Consider the following 25,205-nt stretch of genomic DNA (forward strand, 5'->3'; position numbering starts at 1 on the left):
TTGAAATGAAAATACTTAACTACATACATGAATTAAAAGACAATGACTTGATGAGCGATTGTCTTCGAGCCGTCGTAGCCGGACTTCAGACTAAGGCTGAAGTGTATGTAGCCACACGTAAGGATGATGTCAGGAAGATGCTTGACGAGCACCATCCCGACATCATTCATATTCATGGAGCATGGGACTATAATGCTTATAAACTCATGCTTTCAGTCCAAAAGCAGGGCTATGCCGTTGTTCTGTCACCGCAGTTCGAACTTGGCATCTACAGTATGCGCCACGAGCAGAAACTGCGCAAGAAGGTTGAAACAATCCATTATCAGAAGTGGATGGTGCAGCATGCTGAGGCTTTAATAGCCGTTTCCGACGAAGAAAAGAATGAACTCCTTGCTTTGGGATGGCAGAAGCGTATTGACGTAGCTCAGTCGTCAGTTCTCGACAATAGCGTTACACTTGATACGCAATGCTCACTGCTACTGAAAATCTACGCGAAAGTTATCGACAGCCGCTATCGTAAGTTGATGAGCGACAGCGAGAAAGAGGCTGTCAGCTCATTGATTCATGTAGGTATGGCCCACGACGAGACGATGCCTCTGCTCGACAGCGAGCGCATCCTTACCTTGCGCAATCTGCGACCCGAACAGTGGCGACGCATTCTTCTCTTTGGCGACGATGAGGACATACGTGGAATCATCAGTGCCGGTGCACAGAAAATGCAGATAGAAATTCCTTCTATCGACACTTCAAAAATCTGGCGTTATCCCGTGGAGAAAACGAAAGTTAAAGGACTTCTTCCCGACAAAAAGCTCAACAGCGGTAGCCGACCTTCGGAGAAGAAGATAAATAACACCATCGACGGCGACAGTGAGGAGCTCCGGCAGATAACGATAATGCTCGTCAATGCGCGCACTCTGCTGCGTAACGGACAGATGAGCGTACGCCATCTTGCTGATTTATACGAAGTTATAAAGTATCTCGATTACGATGAGGACCGCCTTGTCACGATAACAAAAGAATTGAAAATGAGAAAATTCCTGCGTAGAATGTTGCAGGTGCTCGCTGATAAGGTGTACCTTGAAGAAGGATTCCAACCCGATGGACCCGTAAACGACCGCACAACGCGAAAGATAGAGAGTAGAATCTTCTCTACCTGACTACGTTACCGATAACAACTACTGCTTAAAAACTAAGACACTATGAACAAATTTGACAAAGACATTCGCTATCTTCAATTGCTTTCCACCTCATTCCCTACAATTGCCGAGGCCAGTACCGAGATTATAAACCTCCAGGCAATACTCAATCTGCCAAAGGGAACGGAGCATTTTCTTGCTGATATCCATGGTGAGTATGAGGCTTTTCAGCATGTGCTGAAGAACGCTTCGGGAAACATCAAGCGTAAGGTTAATGAGCTTTTTGGCAATACCCTGCGTGAGGCCGAGAAGAGGGAGCTGTGCACCCTTATTTACTATCCCGAGCAGAAACTCGAGATTGTCAAAGCCGATGAGCCCGATATCAACGACTGGTATAACATTTCCATTCACCATCTGGTGCTTGTCTGCCGCGATGTATCGAGCAAGTACACACGCTCTAAAGTCAGGAAGAATCTTCCCGACGACTTCTCATATATCATTCAGGAGCTGCTCCACGAGCGTACCGACGACAAGGATAAGTCGGATTACGTCAGTGCCATCATCAAGACCATTATCACTACGGGCTGCGCCGACGACTTTATTATTGCTATATGCAATGTCATTCAGCGACTGATTATCGACCAACTGCATATTCTTGGCGATGTTTACGACCGTGGTCCCGGAGCCCACGTCGTTATGGACACTCTCTGCCGCTACCACAGCTGGGACATTCAGTGGGGCAATCACGATGTGCTGTGGATGGGCGCTGCCGCCGGAAACGATGCTTGTATTTGCAATGTCATCCGGATAGCACTGCGATATGGCAATATGGCTACACTCGAGGATGGATATGGCATCAACCTTATTCCACTCGCAACTTTCGCAATGGAGGCCTACAAGGGCGATCCTTGCACTGAGTTCATACCCAAAAATGCCCATGAGAATGGTCTCACCGAAAAGCAGCTCCGGCTTAACGCACAGATGCATAAGGCCATCAGCGTCATCCAGTTTAAGGTGGAGGCTCAGTTGTTCGAGAAACATCCGCAGTGGAAAATGACCGACAGATGTCTGCTGAAAGCCATTGACTATAAGGCCGGTACGTGCTATATCGACGGGAAATTATATAAGATGCGGTCATGCCATTTTCCTACTGTCAACCCGGAATGTCCTCTTGAACTCACTGAGCAGGAAAAGATTGTCATGGACAAGCTTAATCATTCATTCCGCGTCAGCGACAAATTGCACATGCATGTGCGGGCTCTGCTGACGCATGGATGCATGTACAAGATTACGAACAACAATCTTCTCTTCCATGCCTCAATTCCTCTCAATGCCGACGGAACACTGAAGGAAGTCGAGATTTTTCCAGGAAGAAAATACAAGGGTCAGGAGCTGATGCATCATACCGGAATGATCATAAGGACTGCGTTTCAGAACGACAGTCAGAAGATGGAGCAGGAATATGCCCGCGACTACTTCCTCTACCTTTGGTGCGGTCCCGATTCACCATTGTTCGACAAGAGCAAGATGGCGACATTCGAGCGTTACTTCATTGAGGATAAGGCTACTCATGAGGAAAAGAAGGGCAATTACTTTGTCTTGCGAGACGATCCGAAAATCGTCGACAGCATCATGGATGCTTTCGGCATGACAGGCTCTAACCGCCACATCATCAACGGACACGTGCCAGTGAGGGCTGTGAAGGGCGAGAACCCCATTAAAGCCAACGGAAAGCTCATGGTCATCGATGGCGGATTTTCAAGGGCGTACCATAAGGACACTGGAATCGCCGGTTACACACTGATATATCACAGTCGCGGATTCCAGCTTGTCCAGCATGAGCCGTTCACAAGTGCGGAGGAGGCCATAAGGAATGGTACCGACATTAAGGGCACTACGCAGATTGTCGAGTTCAATCAGCGGCGGCTGCGAGTGGCCGATACCGACAAGGGCATAGAGATTCGGCGACAGATTACCGACCTCGAACAACTACTCTATGCTTATCGTCATGGCATCATACCGGAGAAAGAGGGAAAAATAAAGGTTAAGATGTAGGTCCTTCTTGCAGTCAATTGCTGACAAGGAAAATACACCCTGATTGAATCAAAATACTTTACACCGAAACAATACATATCGTTTGGGCTTCCCAAACGGGCCGTTTCGCACTCTGAAACGGTTCGTTTTGCAAGCCGAAACGGGCTGTTTTGGAATGCCAAATGATATGTTTTTGCAACGCGTTGATTATCAATGAGTAAGCGGGATGATTTATTTGACCTTATATTCTGAATTTTCCTTACAACTTTTATACGATGTTCAGCCTCATGCTAAAGGCTTATAAGCTGCGTCAGAAGTTGAGAGAAAGAGGAAAAATTAGTCATCGATGCTGTTTGGCAGTTGCCCAGTAGCTGATGATGGACAAACAAAAAGCCTTGTCCTCAGCATGTGAAGACAAGGCTATAATTATGCTCTGAAAGATTCAATCCTGCTTACGAAGAGAATCTAAAAGTTATAACCGATGGTAAGCAAGAGCTGCGAGCGGTTGTTCTTAACCTCGCACGATGTGGGGATATTATCCTCCGGACTTGCTGTTGCCGTATTCTCAATGTAGCTGGCGAAAGGATAGAAGTCACCCTTCTGACAGCTGTACTGATAAGCGAGGTCGAAGTTCCACTTCTGTACGTTATAGCCTAAACCAAAGGTAAAGCGGTTTGTAGCCTTCCAGTTGGTGTAGTCGGCTGTTGAACTGTAGTAGATGCCGTTAGAATAGACTGGGTTGCCATTCTGAAGGAATCCCTTTACACCCGACTTCTCGTACATCGGACTGACATAGTTGTAGCCGAAACGGATGGCAAAGTCCTTGACTGGCTTCACCTCAGCACCGAGCTTCAATGTGCTTACACCCTTGAGGGTCTGCGATGTGTGACGGTTCATCTCGGCGTCCTTATGACTTGTCTCCACGCCGTCATAATAGCCCCACTCGTCCCAGTAGTAATCGACACCATCGTTGATGCGGGTCTTCATTGAGCTGTAGTCGGCATACTCGTAAGTAGCGCCGAGGGCGAGATAGTTGCCCACGGTGTGACCTAACGAAAATCCGAACTTCCATGGAGTGGTAATCTTGTAGTCGTACGACTCGTTAGGGTCATTGTCGTTGACAGCATACTGGTTCTTTCCGTCACCTATGGTACTGTAGTTCTCAGTTGTGAGGTCGTACCACGTAGGTGTTTTCACATAGATACCGAAGCGGAATGGCGAGGTTTCTATTGGGCGGACAATGACACCGGCGGTAACATCGAATCCCGTTCCGTAGATATGGCGGTGATCAGTGTAGTAGATGGGGTAGGTGTTGAGGGTCTCGTTGTACCATCCGTCATGTGTATAGTGCACGTCCTTAATTCCGAAAGTTACTCCGAGGTAGACGCGGTCCTGTATGTTTCCGCTGATGTTGAAATCGTAGTTGCCGATATATCCTGTGTGCTCACGCGACAGCATATAGTCGGTAGCGGGATAATTGGCCGAATCCTTCTTCATATTGAAGTAGTTGGCGTTGAGATGGTCGACCTGGCTGTAGGCACCGTCGCCGTTGTCGAAGGCACCGTTACGCCACTTCTGATATGTCAGTTTGTTGCTCGACGCATTGTTAAGTCGTCCGGCAGAACCAAGGATGAAATCGAAGTTCCGGCTCTTGCTGTAGTTGAAAGCCAGATTGAGGAACGAGTTGTTGCGTCCGCGCATTGAGTAGACGAATCCGCCCTGGTCGAAACTGGCGTGGGTCTTGTCGCCGTTGGTATAGCCTGGCACACTGCCCTGTGTCACCAGTCCGCCGCTGACGGCAGCAGCGCTGTGGCGATAGAGTCCGATACCTGCCGGGTTCGTGCTGATAGTCGAAAGATCGGCACCGAGAGCCTCCATGGCACCGCCCATTCCAACGTAGCGTGCAGTACCGTTGAGGTCGGTGCCAGCGAGCTTGGCATTCTCATAAGTCTCCTGTGCAGCTGCTGGAAGGGCGACCATCGCAGCAGCCAACATTATATATTTTGCTTTCATAATTCGTATTGATAAATAGCGTTGATAGATATATGATGAGTTAATCGCGTTGAAAGAACCGACGTTTTATCGGCGTCCGCCACCGAAGTGACCACCGCCACCGCCGCCGAAGCTGCGGCCGCCGCCACTGAATCCGCCACCGCCACCGAAGCTGTGACCGCTACCGCCGAAACTGCGGCTGCCGCCGAAACTGGACGGGGAGCTTACGCTGCGTGTAGTGTTTTTGTAGGATGGTGTATAGGAACGGTTGTCGTTGTAGCTTCTGTTCGATGGGTTGTACTGCTGTGAGCCGCGCCATCCGCCGTTCTCGCGCTGTACGGTGCTGTTGCCCCAAGAGCCGCTTGTCGTCGATGTGGCTCTGCTGTTGCCCCACGACCGTGAGCCATTGCCAAAGTGACCAAACTGACGGTTGCCGCTGACCACTCCGCCGTTATTGTTGCTTCCACGGTCAAAGCTGTGGCCGTAGGTGCCGGTGTGGCCTCCGCGCCATGCATAGCCCGGGCCCCAGCCCCAGCCATAGTAAGGATAGCCCCAGCCATCCCAGTACCATGGATCAGCCCATCCGTAATAGCCGCCCCAGCCTAAGCCGTAGTAGCCGCCCCAACCCCAGCCGTAGTAGGGATAGCCCCAGCCACTGCGCCAGTAGGGATAGTAGCCACGTCCATAGTAATAATAAGGATAGTCCCAGGCCAGATCGTCGTAGAAGTACGGGTCGTACCAGCCGTAGTCGTTGTCGAATCTGTTCATTCTGCGGCTGTAGGCAAAGTCGTCGTCGCTGCCGCCATAAGAGTAGTAGCGCTCCGAACCGGGATAGATAGTGTCGAGAGCCACAGAGTCGGGATACTCACCGTTGCCGGCATGAAACTGGATGATGTCGTTGCCGAGCGAGTCGGAGCCAATCTTCTGATAGTAACTGCTCAACTTGCCGCGGCGGTTGTATTCATCGACGTTGCGGTTGCTGCCGCAGTAGTACGTAGGGCGTTCGTCGCACTTGCGCTCCTGAGCCTGCGCCTGCTTCTCGGCCTTACTCTTCGAGGGAGTGAAGTAGAGATCGTCCTGAGCCATCGTTGCCAATGGCATGGCGCTGAAGAGGACTGCTAAAAGAACCAACCTTTTCATAACTTGTTTCCGTATCTTTATGTTGTTTTTTAATTTCTTCTTTCGTGGATGGAAGCCTTCTCCCAATCCCACGATGCAAAAATACTGCCACTTTCTGTACAAAATTAAGGAAATTCCCTAATGTATGGTAGGATTTCCCCTATTTTTTATAATTTTGCACTTAAATTTTAACTTATTATGAGATATTACGAGGTAAAATTCAACATAAATCCGGACACTCCGGTCGCTCGCGACATTGTGGCGGCTCTTGCAGGAGAAGCTGGATTTGAGTCGTTCGACGATTCGGGTGAAGTCCTTTGCGGTTATGTCAAGACTGAGGATTTCGACCGCACAGCCCTTGACAAGTCGCTGTCGGAGTTTCCCATCGAAGGCGTCAGCGTCACTTACAGCTTGGCTGAGACGAGCGACGAGGATTGGAATGCCACATGGGAGGACAACGGTTTCGAGCCAATCATAATAGCTGACAAATGTGTCATATACAATGCCAAGGATGCTGACAGAATCAATGCCGACCCCTCCATGCCGTCGCTGCGCATAGCCATCGACGCTAAGCAGGCTTTTGGCACCGGCACTCACGAGACGACGCAGATGATGGTCGAAAATCTTATGGCCACCGAAATCAAGGGCAAGAGCGTTCTCGACTGCGGATGCGGTACGGGAATATTGGGTATTGCGGCAAAGAAACTTGGAGCTGCGCATGTCGTGGGCTACGATATCGACGACTGGAGCGTGCGCAACGCCATGCATAATGCCGAAATCAACGGCGTGGAGATGGAGGTCCTTGAGGGCGACAAGAGGGTTCTGTCGCACGTCTGTGGAGTCTTCGATATTGTTCTTGCCAACATCAACCGCAACATTCTCTTAGCAGATATGCCGGATATGCGCGATATTATGGGTGCCGATACAACACTGATAATTAGCGGATTCTATGAGGAGGACATCCCCCAGTTGCTGGAAAAGGCTCAGGAACTGAAGCTCACAGAGGTGGGCAGAAGGACAAAGGGCCAGTGGGCCAGCCTGATGCTGAAAGCATAACAAACTTGAGAAGAAATAAAGAATTATTATCTTTACAAGTTAATAACATTTTTTTGGACTAAAATTTGGAAAATAGATTAGTTGTTAGTACTTTTGCAAAGTAAAATAACTAACACTAATCTTTTCCGTTGTCTATGGAGAGCGAAAGAAAGAAGACTATACTTAGCACTATAATACTGTTTTTATTTATCCTCGTCGGCAATGCTCAGGAGGCCACATTCCGGCGGGTACCGGCCGAAATGGATCTCATTAGCGCGCAGACAAACTGTATTATGCGCGACTCGCGGGGATTCATCTGGCTGGCAACACAATGTGGAATGAGCCGCTTTGATGGCTATCGCTTCACAACTTTCCTCCACGACGACAAGAACAGCGCATCGCTGCCTGACAATTCTGTGGAGATTATTCAAGAGGATGGTTTAGGCCGACTGCTCGTAAAAACCGCAAAGGGGTATTGTGTCTTCGACAATATGACACAAACGTTCAGCTCTGACATCAATGAGTATATCAACAATTTTGGTATCAAGGGGCAGGTTAGTTATATTTTTATTGACAAGGACAAGAATCTGTGGTTGTCAATCCTCGACCAAGGCTTGTACAAGATTGATTTTAAGAATGGTGCAAAGCATTTCCTCGCTTTCGGAAAGAATCTGCATCGAGGCGAAACGACGTACATTACGCGGTCCGGAAACAATGTCTATGTCAACTACTCCGACGGATATATGGTTGAGATTGATGCCAACAGAATGAGAATCACCCGCCAGACCGACTTCATTATGAAACATAGGACTTCCGCAAAGGAAAACTATAAGACTGAGGTCGACGACAGGGGGAATCTGTGGGTCATCCAAAACAATAGGACTTTCGTTTACTACGGAGCTGGCAATCAGTGGTTTACGTCAGCAAGCGAGTTCTTTGAGAAGTTGGGGTACAAATTGCCGATAGAGGGAGACTTCGTTGTCAGGACGATTGCAAGCGACAATCTTGGCAACATGTGGTTAGGTTCCGACCATAAAGGCTTGTTCATGTTCAACCACCAAAGGAGAATAGCAAAACAATACCTGTACAGTCCGACTGATTTCCTCTCTATCCCCGACAACACTATCCAATCCCTGTATGTCGATGAGTTCGACGGCTTGTGGGTTGGAACCTACAAGAACGGATTAGCCTACTACTCACCACGACAGCAGAAATTCTCAACAATACTGCTCGGTGATATCTGTACCATCACACAAGATGCCAATGGACTGTTGTGGTGTGGTACTAACGACAGCGGTATAATAACCTACGACATCAATAGTGGGGCCTCAAGAACCATCGATATGGCAGAGTCGGGACTGGGCTCCAACACTGTGGTGAGCTCCTTGACGGCCCGCGATGGCTCATTGTGGTTCGGAACGTGGAACGGTGGTATGGCTCATTACGTCAGCGGAGCATGGAAAGTGTATAAAGCTGATGATGGGTCCGGATTGGCAAACAACAGTGTATGGTCGTTGCTCCAACTTCCCGACGGACGAATAGCTGTAGGAACATTGGGGGCGGGAGTCCAGATTCTCGATCCTGCAACAGAACAATTTACGACCTACGACTCGAAGAACTCAGGATTGATATCCGACTATGTCAGTTCTCTGGCTATGGGCAAGGACGGCCGTTTGTTGGTATCCAACTCCGAAGGTCTGTCGATGCTCAATTTAAAAACGGGAAAGTTTGACAATATCAAGGGCAACCGCGCAGGAATAGCATTCCCTTCCAAGCTGATAAATCAAGTTTATCAAGACTCGCGTGGCATCATCTGGTGCGCTACAATGTCGGGGCTTGCGGCCTATGACCCTTCTACCGACCAAATGACGCTATTGAACACCAACGGCGGCTCTACCGACAATGTTATATGTGCCATTGGCGAAAACAGAGAACACAATATATGGGTGACCAACGAACGCTCATTGGCGAGAATAACCGTCAGTAAGGAAAAAGATGGAACGTGGGGCTACTTTGTTACGTCATACAGCAGTATTGACGGACTGCAGGATCGCGTTTTCAATCAGCGGTCAATAAAACTCCTCCGTGATGGCAATATGGTTGTCGGTGGTCAGGACGGACTGAACATCATTCCACCGCAGCCACGGCAGCGTGTGGCTAACACTGCCAAAGCTCTCTTCGCCGGAATAGTGCTCTTCGACCATCCGATACAGGTTGGCGAGGAATATGACGGGCATGTGGTCATAGACAAGGATATCAATGAAATCCGCGAACTGGAGCTTACGTCGAAAGAGAAAGACTTCACAATTCTGCTTGCATCGAGTGAGGTGAGCCTGCCGCAGAAAGCAAGATTCTTGTACCGTCTTGACGGGTTCTCTGATAAGTGGCTGCTGACTCAGGAGGACCAGAGCTCGCTGACGTTCACAAGTCTCCCGGCCGGACACTACACTCTTAACGTGAGAGTCGTCGACCGTAACGGAACAGTGGGTAAGGACATCAGTTCGCTAAATATTACAATTCTGCCGCCACCATATCTTTCTACATGGGCTATCCTTATCTATCTGATAATCTTAGCATTCGTAATTTATCAGGGTCGGAAGATTATCATCCGCCGACAATTGGCAAGATATAAATTAGAGCAGTCGAAACGGGAAGTCGACAGAATTAAGGAGATGGAGGAGATGAAGCTGAACTTCTTCACCAATGTCAGCCACGAACTGCGAACCCCGCTAATGCTCATTATCTCGCCGCTTCAGGCTCTGATAAAGAAAGAGAATGAACCGGAGAAGCACAAGACCTTGGAACTCATCTTACGAAACGCCGAACGGCTGCTCCAGATGGTGGGGCAGATTCTCGATTTCAGAAAAATTGAGAAGGACAAGGAACAGTTGAATCTCGTCTCGGGTGACTTCGTAGTGTACATCAGCCATATTGTGGCAAACTTCAAGGCTCTCGGAGGTAAGGACACCAGCATCGAGTTCCGCTCCAACATTTCTTCGCTGATAATGGCTTTCGATGCCGACAAGATTCGGAAGATTGTCGACAACTTGCTCTCCAACGCCATGAAGTTCACACCCGACGGTGGAAGAATAACTGTGGCCGTAAACCTCAGAAACAATACTAATGCCTCTGATAAGGCAATGATGGAGATTGTCGTAGCTGATAATGGTACTGGAATCCGCGACGAAGACAAGAAGCACATCTTTGAGCGTTTCTACATGGGCAGCAATAAGAATCCTTATGGAGGCTCCGGTGTGGGACTGAGCATTGCCCACGACTTTGCCGTTCTTCATGGCGGCGACATCACCGTTGCCGATAATAAGGGTGGAGGTGCTGTATTCACCGTGACAATCCCCGTGCGCCACGACCCGTCGCTGCAAGCCAACGATGCCGATGCTGCCGACAAACTCAAGGTTGACATCAAGGATGCGTTCGTCGACAATTCTTCTGTTGCAGATACCCACGAGCCTAAGAATGAATCTGACGCTCAAAAGGATAGGGTAGAGCAGAAAGACGAAAGCAAAAAAGAAACCTCCGGAATCAGCGACACCGTTGATGACAAGCAGCAGGAAAGCGATGATAACGAGAGTGTTGAGAGCAACGAGAAGGACGGAAAGAAGAAGCAGACAGTGCTAATCGTCGACGACAGCACCGACTTCCTCGACTTCTTCTCCAATGAGCTCAGCCAGCATTTCAATGTCTTGACTGCTGAAAACGGCCGTCAGGCTCTCGACAGAATATCCGAGCATAAGCCCGACCTTATAATAAGCGACGTTATGATGCCGGTGATGGACGGTAATGAGCTCTGTAAAGCGGTAAAGGGCAACAAGCGTACGGCCGACATCCCGTTCATCATGCTCACAGCCCGACTGGCTCAGGAACATCAGATAGAGGGTCTCGCCAATGGCGCCGACGACTACGTCACGAAGCCGTTCAACCTCGAGATGCTCTATATGAGTATTCATAATCTGCTGAAGTGGCACAATGCAGTGCCCGACAAACAGCAGGATAAGCTCGAGCCAAAGCTGAAACACATCGAGATAACATCGCTCGACAAGCAACTCGTCAACGACGCTACGAAGTATGTCGACGACAATATTTCCGACACTACTCTCAACGTAGAGAGTATGGCCAAAGCCTTGGGAATGAGTCGTGTACAGCTTTATAAGCGGTTGCTGCCGGTGACAGGAAGTACACCGACAGAGTTCATAAGAGAGATCCGCCTGCGCCGTGCAGAGCAACTCCTCCGTGAGAGCCAGTTGTCAATCAGTGAGGTGGCTTATCGAGTGGGATTCAACAATCCACGATATTTCTCGAAGTACTTTAAGGAAATGTATGGCGTTATGCCGTCGCAATACAAGAAGTAAACGGAATGACACATAATGATACTTCAGAGTCTTCAAGGCTATGAAGTTTCCTGACAATATAACAGTACAGCCCCATGCGGTCGTTGAACTTTATTCAATTGAATGAAGAATTCTACACCGCATGGGGCCGTATGCTAAGATGTAAATTGAACAATCCAATATCAGAAAAGCACAGAGCAAAATGTTCATAGGGTAAAAAATCGTGAACAGATTGAAAACAAATCGTGACTGAACACCATAATATGCTATTCCGTTAACCGATGATACTCATAACCGAAACAAATTGCACCGATAATATTTCACCAAAAACTTGAGAATCGTTTTTGTTTTTTATAACTTTGCACTGCAATAAAATGATACAATACGAAATCGAGAATATTCAGTCTTGCTAAGTCTTATTTAAGGATATACGGGCATCGATTCAACCAGCTATTCAATTTTCACAGTCGATAGTTCCAAAGAGTATAGACAGAGAGAATACAAGCTCAAAAAATGAAGAATCAATTCTTACTAAATAAATAACTTTACAAATAATGAATAGAATACGAAAACTTCTGACAGGAGTCTTCCTGATGTTGGCGCTGACAACTCAAGCAGCCGACTACACGGTTACAAGCAACACTATTACCATACCCGTAAAATCGCCGACGGCAACCGGAGCCCGTCTTGTAAAGCTCCAAGTCGTCAACAGCAAGATAATACGTGTAGAGGCCACAGCAACCACGTCATTCCCCCAGAAGAACAGCCTTATCATTCTTCCGCAGCCAGACTATAATAATTTCAAGGTTACGGAGAATGGCTCATCTGTAACCGTAGCCACACCCGATGTCAAGGCTGTGGTTGATGCCTCTACAGGCCATGTCTGTTTCTTCGACCGCAACGGCAAGACTCTTCTCGATGAAGTCGGCGGAGGCAAGGGAAAGGAGTTCAAACCCTACACTGTGCCGAATCGTGAGATAGGAGCCGACAGCCGCCTCACCGACGAACAGAGACATGGATGGACATGGACGGCAACATTTGAGAGTCCCGACGACGAGGCTTTCTTCGGCCTCGGACAGCATCAGAGTGAGGAACTCAACATGAAAGGTCGCAACGAGGACCTCTTCCAGTACAACACAAAGATTGCGGTGCCGTTCGTATTGTCGAACAAAAACTATGGTGTTCTGTGGGACAGCTACAGCTACTGCCGCTTCGGTAATCCCAATGATTATCTTCAGCTCAACAGAGCTTTCAAGCTCTACGACAAGGACGGTAATCCCGGGGCTCTCACGGGCACTTACACCGACCGCGACGGCAACACGATAACGCGGGCTGAGGACAGCATTTACTATGAGTTTGCGCTCCCCGACATTGCAGCACGCGGACTCACTGACGTGGGTGTTGCAAATCTGCCAAAAGGATTCAAACTCAACGGAGCCCATGTCACATACGAAGGATTCATCGAGGCACCAGAAGCGAATCTCTATCACTTCCTCCTCTACTATGCCGGCTACACCCGCGTGTTCATCGACGGTGAGGAAGTAGTGCCCGAGCGTTGGCGAACAGCATGGAATCCAAACTCCCACAAATTCGAGTATGCTCTTGATAAGGGCATGCGCCACCATCTTCTCATCGACTGGTATCCCGATGGCGACGTAAGCTACTGCGGACTGCGGGTGGCTACACCGCGCTCACAGGCTGAGCAGAACCGCCTTTGCATCTGGAGCGAGATGGCCAAGGATATGGACTACTACTTCATTGCCGGCGACAATCTCGACCAGGTAATCTCCGGTTACCGCACTCTCACTGGTAAGGCTCAGGTTATGCCTCGGTGGACACTTGGCTTCTGGCAGAGTCGCGAGCGTTATAAATCATCGGAGGAGATAGAGTCGACGCTCAAGCACTTCCGCGACAAGCACATACCCGTCGACAATATAGTTCAGGACTGGAACTACTGGAAACTTGATTCATGGGGCAGCCATCAGTTTGAGCAGAGCCGTTATCCCAATCCACAGGTTATGCTCGACAGCGTCCACAGTATGCACGGAAGATTCATGATCTCTGTTTGGCCGAAGTTCTACTGTTCAACCGACAACTACAAAGCCCTCGATGCCAACGGATGGATTTACCATCAGGCTGTGAAAGACTCTATCTACGACTGGCTCGGCTTTATGGGCTCATTCTACGATGCCTACAGCGCTGGAGCGCGGAAGATGTTCTGGAAGCAGATGGACGAAAATCTATACTCGAAATATCACTACGGAATCGACGCATGGTGGATGGATGCCTCAGAGCCAAACGTTCGCGACTGCACCCCGATGTGGTACCGCAAAGCACTCTGTGGCGCTACGGATCTTGGCTCGGCTACGGAGTATTTCAACGCTTACAGCATTGTCAATGCCGACGCCATATATAATGGTCAGCGCTCAGTGAATCCTAACCAACGCGTGTTCCTGCTCACCCGCAGCGGATTCGCCGGCGAACAGTGCTACAGCACTGCAAGCTGGAGCGGCGACATCGGCACTCGATGGGAGGACATGAGGGCTCAGCTCACTGCCGGTCTCAGCTATTCAATGTCGGGAATACCTTTCTGGGGTATGGATATCGGTGGATTCTGTGTCGAGAACCGCTATGTCAAGGGACAGCAGGAGTACGACAACACCGGCAAGGAGAATGCCGACCTCAAGGAGTGGCGCGAGCTGCAGGCACGGTGGAATGAGTTCGGAGCTTTTGTCCCCTTGTACCGCACCCACGGCCAGTGGCCTCTGCGTGAGGTATGGAATATCGCCCCCGAGGATCATCCGGCTTACAAAGCCATCGTCTACTACGATAAGCTGCGCTACCGTCTCATGCCTTATCTCTACAGCATGGCCGGAGCAGTCCACTTCGACGACTACACTCCAATGCGCGCACTTGTCATGGACTTCAACGGCGACAGCAAGGTATATGACATCAAGGACCAGTTTATGTTCGGTCCGGCTCTTATGGCCTGTCCTGTAATGAAATACGGTGAACGGCATCGTTCCGTCTATCTGCCGCAGCAGAAGGGATGGTACGACCTCTACACCAACAAATACTATGGCGGCGGACAGACAATCGATGTCGATGCTCCCTACGACCGCATTCCCGTGTTCGTACCTGAGGGCAGCATTCTCCTCTTCGGACCAGAGATGGAATGGAGCGACGAGAAACCTGCTGATCCCATCACCGTCTACGTCTACGCAGGAAAAGACGGTTCTTTCACTCTCTACGAGGATGAGAATACCAACTACAACTATGAGAAGGGACTTTACTCGACGATAACCTTCAAGTACGACGATGCATCGCACAGTCTCACCATTGGGCAGCGTCAGGGCCATTTCTCCGGAATGCTGAAGAACCGTAAGTTCAATATCGTTCTCCGCACACCGCAGACCGTTGACGCCACTCTCAATCCCGATTCAGCAAAGGGTAAGACCGTGGCGTATAAGGGTAAGAAGCTTGTTGTAAAGTTGTAAGCCCGAATCTTTCATAAATAAAATATAAAGTTAAAATCCACCTTATATTACTGACAATTCCTGTCCGTTAGCTTTAAGCAATGGACAGGAATTTTAAAGTTAATGTCAATCATGAAGAAAATATTATTCACACTTCTGCTGCTAATCCCTGTGCTGACAGCCACAGCGCGCCAGCGCCAGCTGTTCGATGCGGGATGGCTATTTATCCTCGGCGACAAGCCGTCGATGGCATCACCCGACTACAATGACGCATCGTGGCGCCACCTTAATCTTCCCCACGACTGGGCCATAGAGGGCGATTTTCGAGATGGCAATCCCTCGGGAGCCGGTGGCGGTGCACTGCCCGGAGGTATCGGATGGTACAGAAAGCATCTGACTATCAGCGAGGAAGAGGCTTCTACGCTGAAAACCAAAAAGTATTGGCTCGCCTTCGATGGCGTCTACATGAACTCAACCGTCTATGTCAACGGCAAGGAGGTAGGGCACCGGCCATACGGATACAGTTCATTCCAATACGATATCACCCCCGAGCTGAAAGTCGGCGACAATGTCATTGCAGTGAAAGTCGACAACAGCGATCAGCCTAACTCGCGGTGGTACAGCGGTTGCGGCATCTACCGTCATGTATGGCTGACGACAACATCCACGCTGCACTTCGATCATTGGGGTGTACAGGTAGTGACCAACGCCAAGGGCGACGTTGTCGTCAATGCCAAATACACTGATGAGAGTGGCTCTTCGCTGCGCCCTCTCCTGCGTAGCACCGTCCTCGATGCCTCGCAGCGTGTCGTGGCAACGAAAGAGGGTAGCAACGCAACACTGAAGCTGCATGTCAGTCGGCCGCATCTGTGGTCGATAGCCAATCCTTATGTCTACACCGTCAAGACAGAGCTTGTCATCGGTGGCCGCACTGTTGATGAAGTTTGCACCACTACCGGATTCCGCAGTTTCCGCTTTGATGCCAAGACCGGATTCTGGCTCAACGGGCGCAACTTCAAACTCAATGGTGTCTGTGAGCATCACGACCTCGGAGCTCTCGGTGCCGCCTTCAACGAGGATGCCATGCACCGCAAGCTGACACGGCTGAAGGAAATGGGTGTCAACGCCCTGCGGTGCACTCATAACCCTCCTGCACCTGAGCTGCTCGACATGTGCGACACTATGGGCATCGTAGTCCTCGACGAAAGCTTCGACATGTGGCGCCGGAAGAAAACAAAGAACGACTATGCCCGCTTCTTCGACGAATGGCATGAGCGCGACCTCTCCGACCTTGTCAAGCGCGACCGTAATCATCCGTCGGTCATTGCGTGGAGCATCGGCAACGAGGTGCTTGAGCAGTGGACATCGACGGGCTCTGATGAGCTCACCCTCGAACAGGCTAACATGATTCTCAATGCCGGACATAAGGTCGTCAATACCGACGGACTCCATCCTAACTCGATACTCACAAAACACTTAGCACAAATCATCCGCGACAACGACCCGCTGCCCGAGGGTAAGGAGTGGAAGACCTCCTTCCGTCCTGTCACCGCCGGATGCAATGAGCCCGACCCCGGCAATCTGCTCTTCAAGAGTGGCGCTATCGACCTCATCGGCTTCAACTACCATCATCAATGGATAAAGGACGTGCCGAAGAACTTCCCCGGAAAGCCATTCTTCATGTCCGAGAGTGTATCGGCTCTGATGACCCGTGGCTACTATCCACAGCCCTCCGACACCATTCTCATGGCTCCGTCGCGGTGGGATCTGCCTTACACCGACCCCTCTATGATGTGCTCGGCCTACGATAATACTCATGCACCATGGAGCGCCACTCACGAGGAGACATGGAACGCGGTGAAGCACACTCCGTATTGTTTCGGACAGTTCATCTGGACCGGTTTCGACTACATCGGCGAGCCGACACCTTACGGATTCCCAGCACGCAGCTCCTACTTCGGTATCATAGATTTGGCTGGATTCCCGAAGGATGTTTACTATATGTATCAGAGCGAATGGACGAAGAAGGACGTTCTCCATCTCTTCCCCCACTGGAACTGGCTCCCGGGACAGACCGTCGATATGTGGTGCTACTACAACAATGCTGACGAGGTGGAGCTCTACGTCAACGGCAAGAGTCAGGGTGTCCGCCGTAAGAGCGCTCCTGAGCCACAGGAGGAATGGTACCGGCTGCACAATCGTCTTTGTCTAGACTCAACGGAGTTCCATGTTGGATGGCGTGTGAAATACGAACCAGGAGAGGTGAAGGTGGTAGCCCGCAAGAATGGTAGGGTAGTGCGCTCTGAGGTCATCAAGACGGCCGGAGCTCCCGACCACATCCGTCTCGTCGTCGACTACGATGGCCGCAAACTCGACAAAGGTATCGACCGACCGATGGCCGACGGCAGCAAAGTTAGCCGCCAGCATCTCGTATTCGTCAATGCTGAGGTCGTTGACAAGGATGGAAATGTATGTCCAGATGCCGACAATCAGATATTCTTCAGCGTCGACGGAGCCACTATCGCCGGTGTCGACAATGGCAGCGAGTCGTCGCTTGAACGCTTCAAGGCCGACAACCGCCGTGCCATGTTCGGCAAGTGCATGGTTATCGTAGCACCAAATGAGGGTGCAGCCGTGAGCCTAAAGGCGCGTGCCGTAGGACTCCACGATGCAACGATCAACTTCTAAGCCTTAGACTACAATCAAGGCATCATGGGCAGGGCAAATATTTGTCCTGCCTTTTCACTTTTATTGCTATGACTGATTAGCGAGGCAAGGCTTTCCCGGTGCCAATAATCACGCTCCAATGAGGTCTGTTGTTGACTTCCGGTGCATTTAGTCCCAACCATAAGGCCGTAACTCTATAAAAAAGTTTAATAATGATTCGTCGACACGTAATATCTCATTCCTTTTTTGTATTTTTGCATCACGAAATCTTTTAAAACTATAAATACAGAGAACAATGAAAATCAATGATTTCAACTTTGCCGGTCACAAGGCAATCGTCCGCGTCGATTTCAACGTGCCACTCGATGAGAACGGACATGTTACAGACGAAACCCGTATCAAGGGTGCTCTTCCCACACTGAAGAAAATCCTCAACGATGGTGGTTCGGTCATCATGATGAGCCACATGGGCAAGCCTAAGGGCAAGGTCAACGCAAAGCTCAGCCTCAGTCAGATTGTTCCTAACGTCAGCCGCAACCTCGGTGTAGAGGTTAAGTTCGCTCCCGACTGCGCCAATGCTGACAAGGAAGCAGCAGCGCTGAAACCCGGTGAGGCTCTTCTGCTCGAGAACCTTCGTTTCTATCCTGAGGAAGAGGGCAAGCCGGTAGGTATCGACAAGGATGATCCCAAGTATGGCGAGGCTAAGGAGGAGATGAAGAAGCGTCAGGTAGAATTCGCAAAGAAGCTCGCTTCTTACGCCGATGTTTACGTCATGGACGCTTTCGGCACAGCTCACCGCAAGCACGCTTCTACGGCTGTCATCGACCAGTTCTTCGACAAGGACCACCGCATGCTCGGTCTGCTCATGGAGAAAGAGGTTAAGGCCGTCGACAATGTCCTCAACAACATCAAGCGCCCATTCACTGCTATCATGGGTGGCAGTAAGGTCTCCACAAAGATTGGAATCATCGAGAACCTCCTCACTAAGGTCGACAACCTCATTCTCTGCGGTGGCATGACATACACCTTTGCTAAGGCCAAGGGCGGTAAGATTGGTAAGTCAATCTGCGAGAACGACAAACTCGACATCGCTCTCGACGTCATCAAGAAGGCTAAGGAGAACAATGTGAACCTCGTTCTCGGTACCGATTCTGTTATCGCCGACGACTTCTCCAACGATGCCAACACAAAGGTTGCTCCTTCAAACGATATTCCTGACGGATGGGAGGGCATGGATGCAGGTCCTGCAACAAGAAAGCTCTTCGCTGACGCTATTAAGGGTTCAAAGACAATCCTGTGGAATGGTCCTGCCGGTGTCTTCGAGTTCGACAACTTCACCGGCGGCTCACGTGCCATTGCCGAGGCTATCGCTGAGGCTACTAAGGAAGGTGCCTTCTCACTCATCGGTGGCGGCGACTCTGTTGCATGCATCAACAAGTTCGGTCTTGCCGATCAGGTCAGCTACATCTCTACCGGTGGCGGTGCTCTCCTCGAGGCTATCGAGGGCAAGACTCTCCCGGGTGTTGCAGCTATCGAGGCATAAACAACTTATCTAACTATAAACTTTTGAGGGGGATGCGCCGTCGAGGCATGTCCCCCTTTTCATGTCCAGACGGCTGAAACAACGTAATCGGCCTTATGCGACACTGCGACACTGTGGCCAAATTCACACGTCTCACATATCTCATGTGAGAAAAAACATTTTTTATGATGGTGTATGGCCGCAATCTTTGGATGTATGCAACACACTAATTATCAGCATATTTCTTTTCATTCCTGAGGTGCAACCTACCTTATAACTCAAAGACCGATGCGTAACTAACCTCAAAAGTCTCATTGATTCGTTTCCCCTTACCTCCTCTGCTCAGCGCAGTAAAGTGACCGTCGTGTTTTCGCTTTTCCCCCAAGTTGTCATGCCCCCTAACGACTCCACAAAGTTATAACATCCATTTTGCTCCTCCAAATTTCAGCCGTTTATTGCCGTTAAAATCCGTTAACAGCTGCCCAAAATCAGCATTTTCCTCCTTATTGCCATTATAGCGGCTGTCGGTAAACCGATTTCCTATTGCTGCCTATAATTTCCCATGGCTGTCTGTCGAGACTATGCCAGCCTATCGAGTTTTATGGTTGCCTATAGTGGTCTATAGTCTCCTATAGTTTCCATCGAGTCCTATGGCTCCTATCGAATCCCATGGAGTCCTATGGTTCCTATCGAGTCCCATGGAGTCCTATGACTTCCTATCGAGTCCCATGGTTCCTATCGAGTACTATGGTTCCTATCGAGTCCTATGGTTCCTATCGAGTCCTATGGCTCCTATGACTTCCTATGCCTGTCTATATCCGACGAGGGTCGTAAATCGCCGTTTACAAGGCCGTCCCATTTTAGAACCCCCTTTCCTATGCTGAAGGCTGTCCCCCGTTTCGTCATCCCATTTTACCCCGGCAATCTGACTGAACGAATCGTTCACCCAGGTCGACATGGGGTTCCATTTCGTTACCCCATCCTCCCCGTCTCAATAACGTTTCTATCATTCTGATCATTCTTTTAATTCCTGTCTATAGAATTATTCTCTTATTCTCAAATTCTTGAGATAAAATAGTCACCGATATCTTACGCTGAACAGTTATGGTTTTGATGGGTGTTGCGATCCTCTCCCCTTGGGGGAGGGAGTTAGAGATGGTTCCGATACCTATAAATGCGACGGTGCGACACTGCGACACTGCGACGGTTGATCTTTAGTCTTCTTGTATTTCCTGCTCTTTTCTCCCTTCTGTCTTATGTCCTGGCTTCCAAAGGTTCCGTTTTGGAACGTTAGGAGCAGTGCGATGCCGAACTCCGGAGACGCGATGATCTTCTCTATCATCGGTGCCGTGGCATAAGCCCCGTGGCGACGGATGGAGGGCAGCATCTCGGCGGTGACCCAGTGCTTGAACTTCTTGGCAGAAGGGAGCTTCGAGGAAAGGACGAGGGAGTAAAGACCCGACTCGTTGATGATGGTCATTTTCTGTTCTCTACCGATAGTGTCGCGAAACGCGACGCCTTCCCTCTTGTCCTCTTCGTCCACATGTTTGTAAAGAGCGTCTCTTGTGTTGTTGTATCCCAATGCCTCAGCCACGTCCTTTCCCACGAGCCACGGATCCCCGTCTTTCTCTATAGCCCGGATATCACCGAACATCTCGTGATGAAAGTTTATCAACTCGTTGTTCATTTTTTTTTATTTTTGAGTTAATAGATTATGTGCGAGGCCAAACTCCGGTTGTGCGATGATGCGCTCCAAGGTCGGTGCCGTGGCATAAGCCCCGTGGCGACGGATGGAGGGCAGCACTTCGGCGGTGACCCAACGCTTGAAGACCTTCGCCTGCGGGAGCTTGGAGGAGAGGACGACGGAGTAGAGACCCGACTCGTTGATAATGGTTTTGTTTGGGTTTCCTTGAATACCGTCGTGAAACGCGACGGTATTTTATTCCCAAACTGGGTGTTGATTTGCCACCCAGCTTTATCTTACTCATCGACATGTGCTTTCAGAGCATTCATAGCAAATGCCCTGCAGCAGCGAGGGTGGGGGTTATCCCCATCCTACCAACAGCGGACAAGATACAAAGCAAATACCACGCAGCAGCGAGGGTGGGGATGAACCCCACCCCTACATTGGATGTGTGCTGCAGATATCTTATTATCAGCTGTTTGTAGAGAAATTAGGGATGGTTAGTGGCTTTTGCCATTTCCCAAGCCGCATGTCAGAATCGGCCTTATGTAGCGGTGTAGCGCATGAGCAATGAGCAATTAGCAGTGAGCAAGGAGCAGTGAGCAAGGAGGGGGAGTTTAGGAGTTAGTAGTTTTCGCTATTTCTGTTTTCATCAGCATTCTTATTTTCGACTTGCAAATATACAAACTTTTCCAAACCCTCCAACTCTCCGCCCTTTTCTTTTCCTCCCCTCATCCGCTACACCACTACCTCACTGCTCATTGCTCATTGCGTCGCACCGCTACACCGCTACCTCACTGCTCATTGCTCACTGCTCATTACTCATTGCGTTGCACCGCTACACCGCTACACCGCTACATTTATAGCTATCGCATGTCTGAATAAGCGCATTTGTAAAAAAAGAAGATAAACAAACAAATAACATAAAATACTAATTATAAATATATTAAATAATAATATAATATATAGTATTATAATATATTTTTACTCTATAGTCTCATTTTCTGTGTTTTCCTCGTCGCATGTCTGTATCGGCCTTATGTAGCGGTGTAGCGGTGTAGCAGTGTAGCGCATGAGCAGTGAGCAAAGCAATGAGCAGTGAGCAAAGCAATGAGCAGTGAGCAATGAGTAATGAGTAATGAGCAAGGAGGGGGGAGTTAGGAGTTTTCGCTATTTTCTGTTTTCATCAGCATTCTTATTTTCGACTTGCAAATATACAACCTTTTCCGAACTCACCAACTCCCCGCCGCTTTTCTTTTCCTCCCCTCATCCGCCACACCGCCACGTTTATACCTATCCGATGTCGGTGAAGTGTAAAAAGTAAAATAATATACCATTGTTATAGCAGATATAAAATGTTGATTATTAATAATATAAATAATATAATAATATATAATAATATAATATATTTTTACTCTATAGTCTCATTTTCTGCCTTTTCCTCGCCGAATGTCAGAACCGGCCTTATGTGGCGGTGTGGCGGTGTGGCGGTGTGGCGCATGAGCAAAGCAATGAGCAATGAGCAGTGAGCAATGAGCAGTGAGTAAGGAGGGGGAGTTTAGGAGTTAGGAGTTTTCGCTATTTCTGTTTTCATCAGCATTCTTATTTTCGACTTGCAAATATACAACCTTTTCCGAACTCACCAACTCCCCGCCGCTTTTCTTTTCCTCCCCTCATCCGCTACACCGCTACCTCATTGCTCATTGCTCACTGCTCATTGCTCACTGCTCGTTACTCATTGCGTCGCACCGCTACACCGCTACCTCACTGCTCATTGCTCACTGCTCATTACTCATTGCGTCGCACCGCTACCTCACTGCTCATTGCTCACTGCTCATTGCTCATTGTATAGCTATCGCATGTCGACAATATTACAAGAAGAAATCAGCTTTGTCGCCTATTACAACATTCCCATTATGGGAATCTGCTTAATGACTCACAAACAATAAATATGCGCTTTTTATACGATAAATACGCCCCTCGCAAACGATAAAGATAGGGAAATGATGTTTTTCGATGGCTGTTAACAGATTTTAACGGCAATAAAGGGCGAAAATTTGGTATCGGCGTTTTTGTTTGCTACCTTTGCCGACAGAAAGAATCCTCGCAAATATCACACTTCCTCCGGGCGGTCCCCCACCGCTACGACAATCATATATTCCGGCAGCATCCCTGCCAAACGATCCCGGCCGTGATGGCTATGGCATATAAATAGATTCGATTTCTCTATAGCTCCTGTAGCTTCTATAGCTCCTATAGCTTCTATAGTTTCTATAGCTCCTGTAGCTTCTATAGTTTCTATAGTTTCTATAGTTTCTATAGTTTCTATAGTTTCTATAGCTCCTTTAGCTCCTATAGCTTCTATAGCTCCTGTAGGTCCTTTTCTATAGCTGCTTGGCCCCAAAAGCCCTAAGTTCACTAAAGCGCTACACAATAAAAGGCAGGGGCCATCTTGGTGACGACTCCTGCCTATATTCGGTGATTAATGAGATGATGTCTTATCTTATGCGGTCCATACTTCTGACGAGATCATCGTCGGCCTTGATGCCTTTCTTGGCGAGCCAGAGCAGTATGCATGATACCAATGGCAGACAAGCGGCGAAGCTGACGTGGATGGTCAGGTCGAACTGCATGTAGAAGATGGCGTAGTAGACATACCACAGCATGTCGGCAATCATGGCGTAAGTGCACATCCGCATCTGCAACTTCCGGTTCTTGAAGAGGAAGATGTCGACGATGGAGATGATGCCGGCAATGTTGACAAAGATGAACAACGGCCATGCTGGCATCCCTCTGTCGACGTTAAGTTTGGTGAAACCTAAGTTTGTCAGCAGATGGCTTGCGCCCATTCCGGTCGGCTCCTCGACACTGCCTATCGGTGAGAGCAGACAGATGATGATTGCTGCCAGTGATGCAATGAGATATACGGTCTGCTTGCGTTGCCACATGGTTATGCCTCCTCTTTAGGCTGCTCCTGCGACGGGTCGCGCCAGTAGATGTGGCCCTCAATGTATTCCTGAGTGGCGAGCAGGGTAGGTTTCGGCAGTTTCTCGTAGTAACGGCTGATTTCTATCTGCTCACGGTTCTCGAAGACCTCCTCGAGAGTGTCGTTGTACGAAGCGAACTCGGCAAGTTTCTTGCTCAAGTCAGCTTTAATTTCTACGGCAATCTGATTAGCGCGCTTTGCGATGATTGCCACTGTCTCATAAATGTTGCCGGTATCTTTCCACAGGTCGGGAAGATCGCGGGTAACGGTGTTTACCGGTGCTTTTGATTTCTTGTAATCCATATTATTCCTTAGTGAACTCCTTACATTTCGCTATATATTTCTCTGCTGTTGCACGCTCCTTGCTGTCGGGATACTGGTTGATGAAGCCATAGCACTCGTCCTCGGCATCCTGATAGCGCTGAATTTTCTTCGCCTCGACACTCATCTGGGCCAGCTCGAACTTACTCTTCATGATAAGAATGGAGAAGTCCTCGCGGAGTGATGTGTAGGGGTACTCGTTGAGTGCGTTTTCCGACGTGACCACACATGCCTCATAATTGTTGCCGCCGCTGGTGCAGTTGCCGAAGTAGGAGCCGAGATTGTAGTACAGTTTGGCACTGAGATACTCTTTCTCGACGAGCTTGTCCTGCAGTTCCATGAGTCGCTGCTCGGCAACGGCTTTCAACTTTCCGTCGGGGAAGATGTCGCGGTACTCCTGGAACGCAGCGATGGCAGCCACTGTCTGACTCTGGTCGAGGCGCGGTTCCGGTGTGCTCATGTAGAGACTCTGCCCGACATAGAATGATGCCATCTCGGCATAGAAGCCGCGTGGATAGCTCTGGTAGTACTTCTTGAAAGTCTCGGCTGCAGCCTCGTAGTCGCGTTCTCCATATTCGGCCATGGCGAGCATATAGAGGCACTCCTGAGCATCGGAGGTGCCTTTCTTCATCGTCACAAGATCCTGAAGAAGAGTAACGGCATAGGTGTACTTGCCACGGGCAAAGCTCTCCTTGGCGAACTCATACTTGTAGTCGTAGTCGGATGTCTTGAAGACCTGGTTGTACTCATGGGCACAACCGGTGAGCAGCATCGACAATGCAACTGGAAGAATTATCTTGAGATGTCTTTTATTATCCATATATTGGGCTTTGAAGTGCAAAGTTACACATTATTGGGTGAACCTCAAAAACTTAGCGTTGTTTTTT

At 49.2% G+C, this 25,205-nt stretch carries 15 protein-coding genes; 7 read left to right on the forward strand and 8 right to left on the reverse strand.

Annotated features, from left to right (window positions below):
• Positions 1–5: 5 nt before the first annotated feature.
• Both LDN30_RS06305 and LDN30_RS06310 read left to right on the forward strand, forming a co-directional pair.
• Positions 6–1,157 carry a glycosyltransferase gene (locus tag LDN30_RS06305; RefSeq protein ID WP_223929021.1) on the forward strand — a complete coding sequence of 384 codons (1,152 nt, stop codon included), beginning with the start codon at positions 6–8 and terminating at the stop codon, positions 1,155–1,157.
• Positions 1,158–1,199: 42 nt separating this feature from the next.
• Positions 1,200–3,191: a fructose-1,6-bisphosphatase gene (locus tag LDN30_RS06310; protein ID WP_223929022.1), complete on the forward strand. Its 1,992-nt coding sequence runs from the start codon at positions 1,200–1,202 to the stop codon at positions 3,189–3,191.
• Between the two features lie 444 nt (positions 3,192–3,635).
• Here LDN30_RS06310 and LDN30_RS06315 read toward each other — a convergent pair whose 3' ends face one another.
• Together LDN30_RS06315 and LDN30_RS06320 are read right to left on the reverse strand one after the other, a co-directional pair.
• The gene (locus LDN30_RS06315) at positions 3,636–5,183 is read right to left on the reverse strand and encodes a PorV/PorQ family protein (protein ID WP_223929023.1); all 1,548 of its coding nucleotides are present in this window, start codon (positions 5,181–5,183) and stop codon (positions 3,636–3,638) included.
• A 66-nt stretch (positions 5,184–5,249) separates the two neighbouring features.
• Positions 5,250–6,302 carry a hypothetical protein gene (locus tag LDN30_RS06320; RefSeq protein ID WP_223929024.1) on the reverse strand — a complete coding sequence of 351 codons (1,053 nt, stop codon included), beginning with the start codon at positions 6,300–6,302 and terminating at the stop codon, positions 5,250–5,252.
• Positions 6,303–6,479: 177 nt separating this feature from the next.
• Here LDN30_RS06320 and prmA point away from each other — a divergent pair, with 177 nt between their 5' ends.
• The 5 genes from prmA (at position 6,480) to LDN30_RS06345 (ending at position 19,348) form a co-directional block, all read left to right on the forward strand.
• Positions 6,480–7,337 carry a 50S ribosomal protein L11 methyltransferase gene (prmA, locus tag LDN30_RS06325; RefSeq protein WP_223929025.1) on the forward strand — a complete coding sequence of 286 codons (858 nt, stop codon included), beginning with the start codon at positions 6,480–6,482 and terminating at the stop codon, positions 7,335–7,337.
• A 134-nt stretch (positions 7,338–7,471) separates the two neighbouring features.
• Complete coding sequence (locus LDN30_RS06330) at positions 7,472–11,683, forward strand: ATP-binding protein (protein ID WP_223929026.1); 4,212 nt, start codon at positions 7,472–7,474, stop codon at positions 11,681–11,683.
• A gap of 533 nt (positions 11,684–12,216) precedes the next feature.
• Entirely contained in the window at positions 12,217–15,159 is a 2,943-nt protein-coding gene (locus tag LDN30_RS06335) for a TIM-barrel domain-containing protein (protein ID WP_223929027.1), read from the forward strand.
• Positions 15,160–15,270: 111 nt separating this feature from the next.
• Positions 15,271–17,826, forward strand: a complete 2,556-nt coding sequence (locus LDN30_RS06340; protein ID WP_223929028.1) for a glycoside hydrolase family 2 TIM barrel-domain containing protein — start codon at positions 15,271–15,273, stop codon at positions 17,824–17,826.
• A gap of 274 nt (positions 17,827–18,100) precedes the next feature.
• A complete protein-coding gene (locus tag LDN30_RS06345) occupies positions 18,101–19,348 on the forward strand; it encodes a phosphoglycerate kinase (protein WP_223929029.1) in 1,248 nt (415 codons plus the stop codon).
• 1,147 nt (positions 19,349–20,495) lie between these two features.
• Here LDN30_RS06345 and LDN30_RS06350 read toward each other — a convergent pair.
• From LDN30_RS06350 to LDN30_RS06375, 6 genes are all read right to left on the reverse strand, one after another.
• Positions 20,496–21,014: a BRO-N domain-containing protein gene (locus LDN30_RS06350; RefSeq protein WP_223925924.1), complete on the reverse strand. Its 519-nt coding sequence runs from the start codon at positions 21,012–21,014 to the stop codon at positions 20,496–20,498.
• Positions 21,015–21,020: 6 nt separating this feature from the next.
• Positions 21,021–21,242 (reverse strand): BRO-N domain-containing protein, encoded by a 222-nt coding sequence (locus LDN30_RS16590; protein ID WP_223929435.1) that lies wholly within the window; start codon positions 21,240–21,242, stop codon positions 21,021–21,023.
• A 1,882-nt stretch (positions 21,243–23,124) separates the two neighbouring features.
• The gene (locus LDN30_RS06360; protein WP_223929030.1) at positions 23,125–23,415 is read right to left on the reverse strand and encodes a hypothetical protein; all 291 of its coding nucleotides are present in this window, start codon (positions 23,413–23,415) and stop codon (positions 23,125–23,127) included.
• A 94-nt stretch (positions 23,416–23,509) separates the two neighbouring features.
• Positions 23,510–23,959 (reverse strand): DUF4293 domain-containing protein, encoded by a 450-nt coding sequence (locus LDN30_RS06365; RefSeq protein ID WP_223929031.1) that lies wholly within the window; start codon positions 23,957–23,959, stop codon positions 23,510–23,512.
• Between the two features lie 2 nt (positions 23,960–23,961).
• Positions 23,962–24,300, reverse strand: a complete 339-nt coding sequence (locus LDN30_RS06370; protein ID WP_223925927.1) for a DNA-directed RNA polymerase subunit omega — start codon at positions 24,298–24,300, stop codon at positions 23,962–23,964.
• A 1-nt stretch (position 24,301) separates the two neighbouring features.
• Positions 24,302–25,138 carry an outer membrane protein assembly factor BamD gene (locus LDN30_RS06375; RefSeq protein ID WP_223925928.1) on the reverse strand — a complete coding sequence of 279 codons (837 nt, stop codon included), beginning with the start codon at positions 25,136–25,138 and terminating at the stop codon, positions 24,302–24,304.
• Between the last annotated feature and the right edge of the window lie 67 nt (positions 25,139–25,205).

The organism is Prevotella lacticifex, assembly GCF_019973375.1.
Classification (GTDB): Bacteria; Bacteroidota; Bacteroidia; order Bacteroidales; family Bacteroidaceae; genus Prevotella; species Prevotella lacticifex.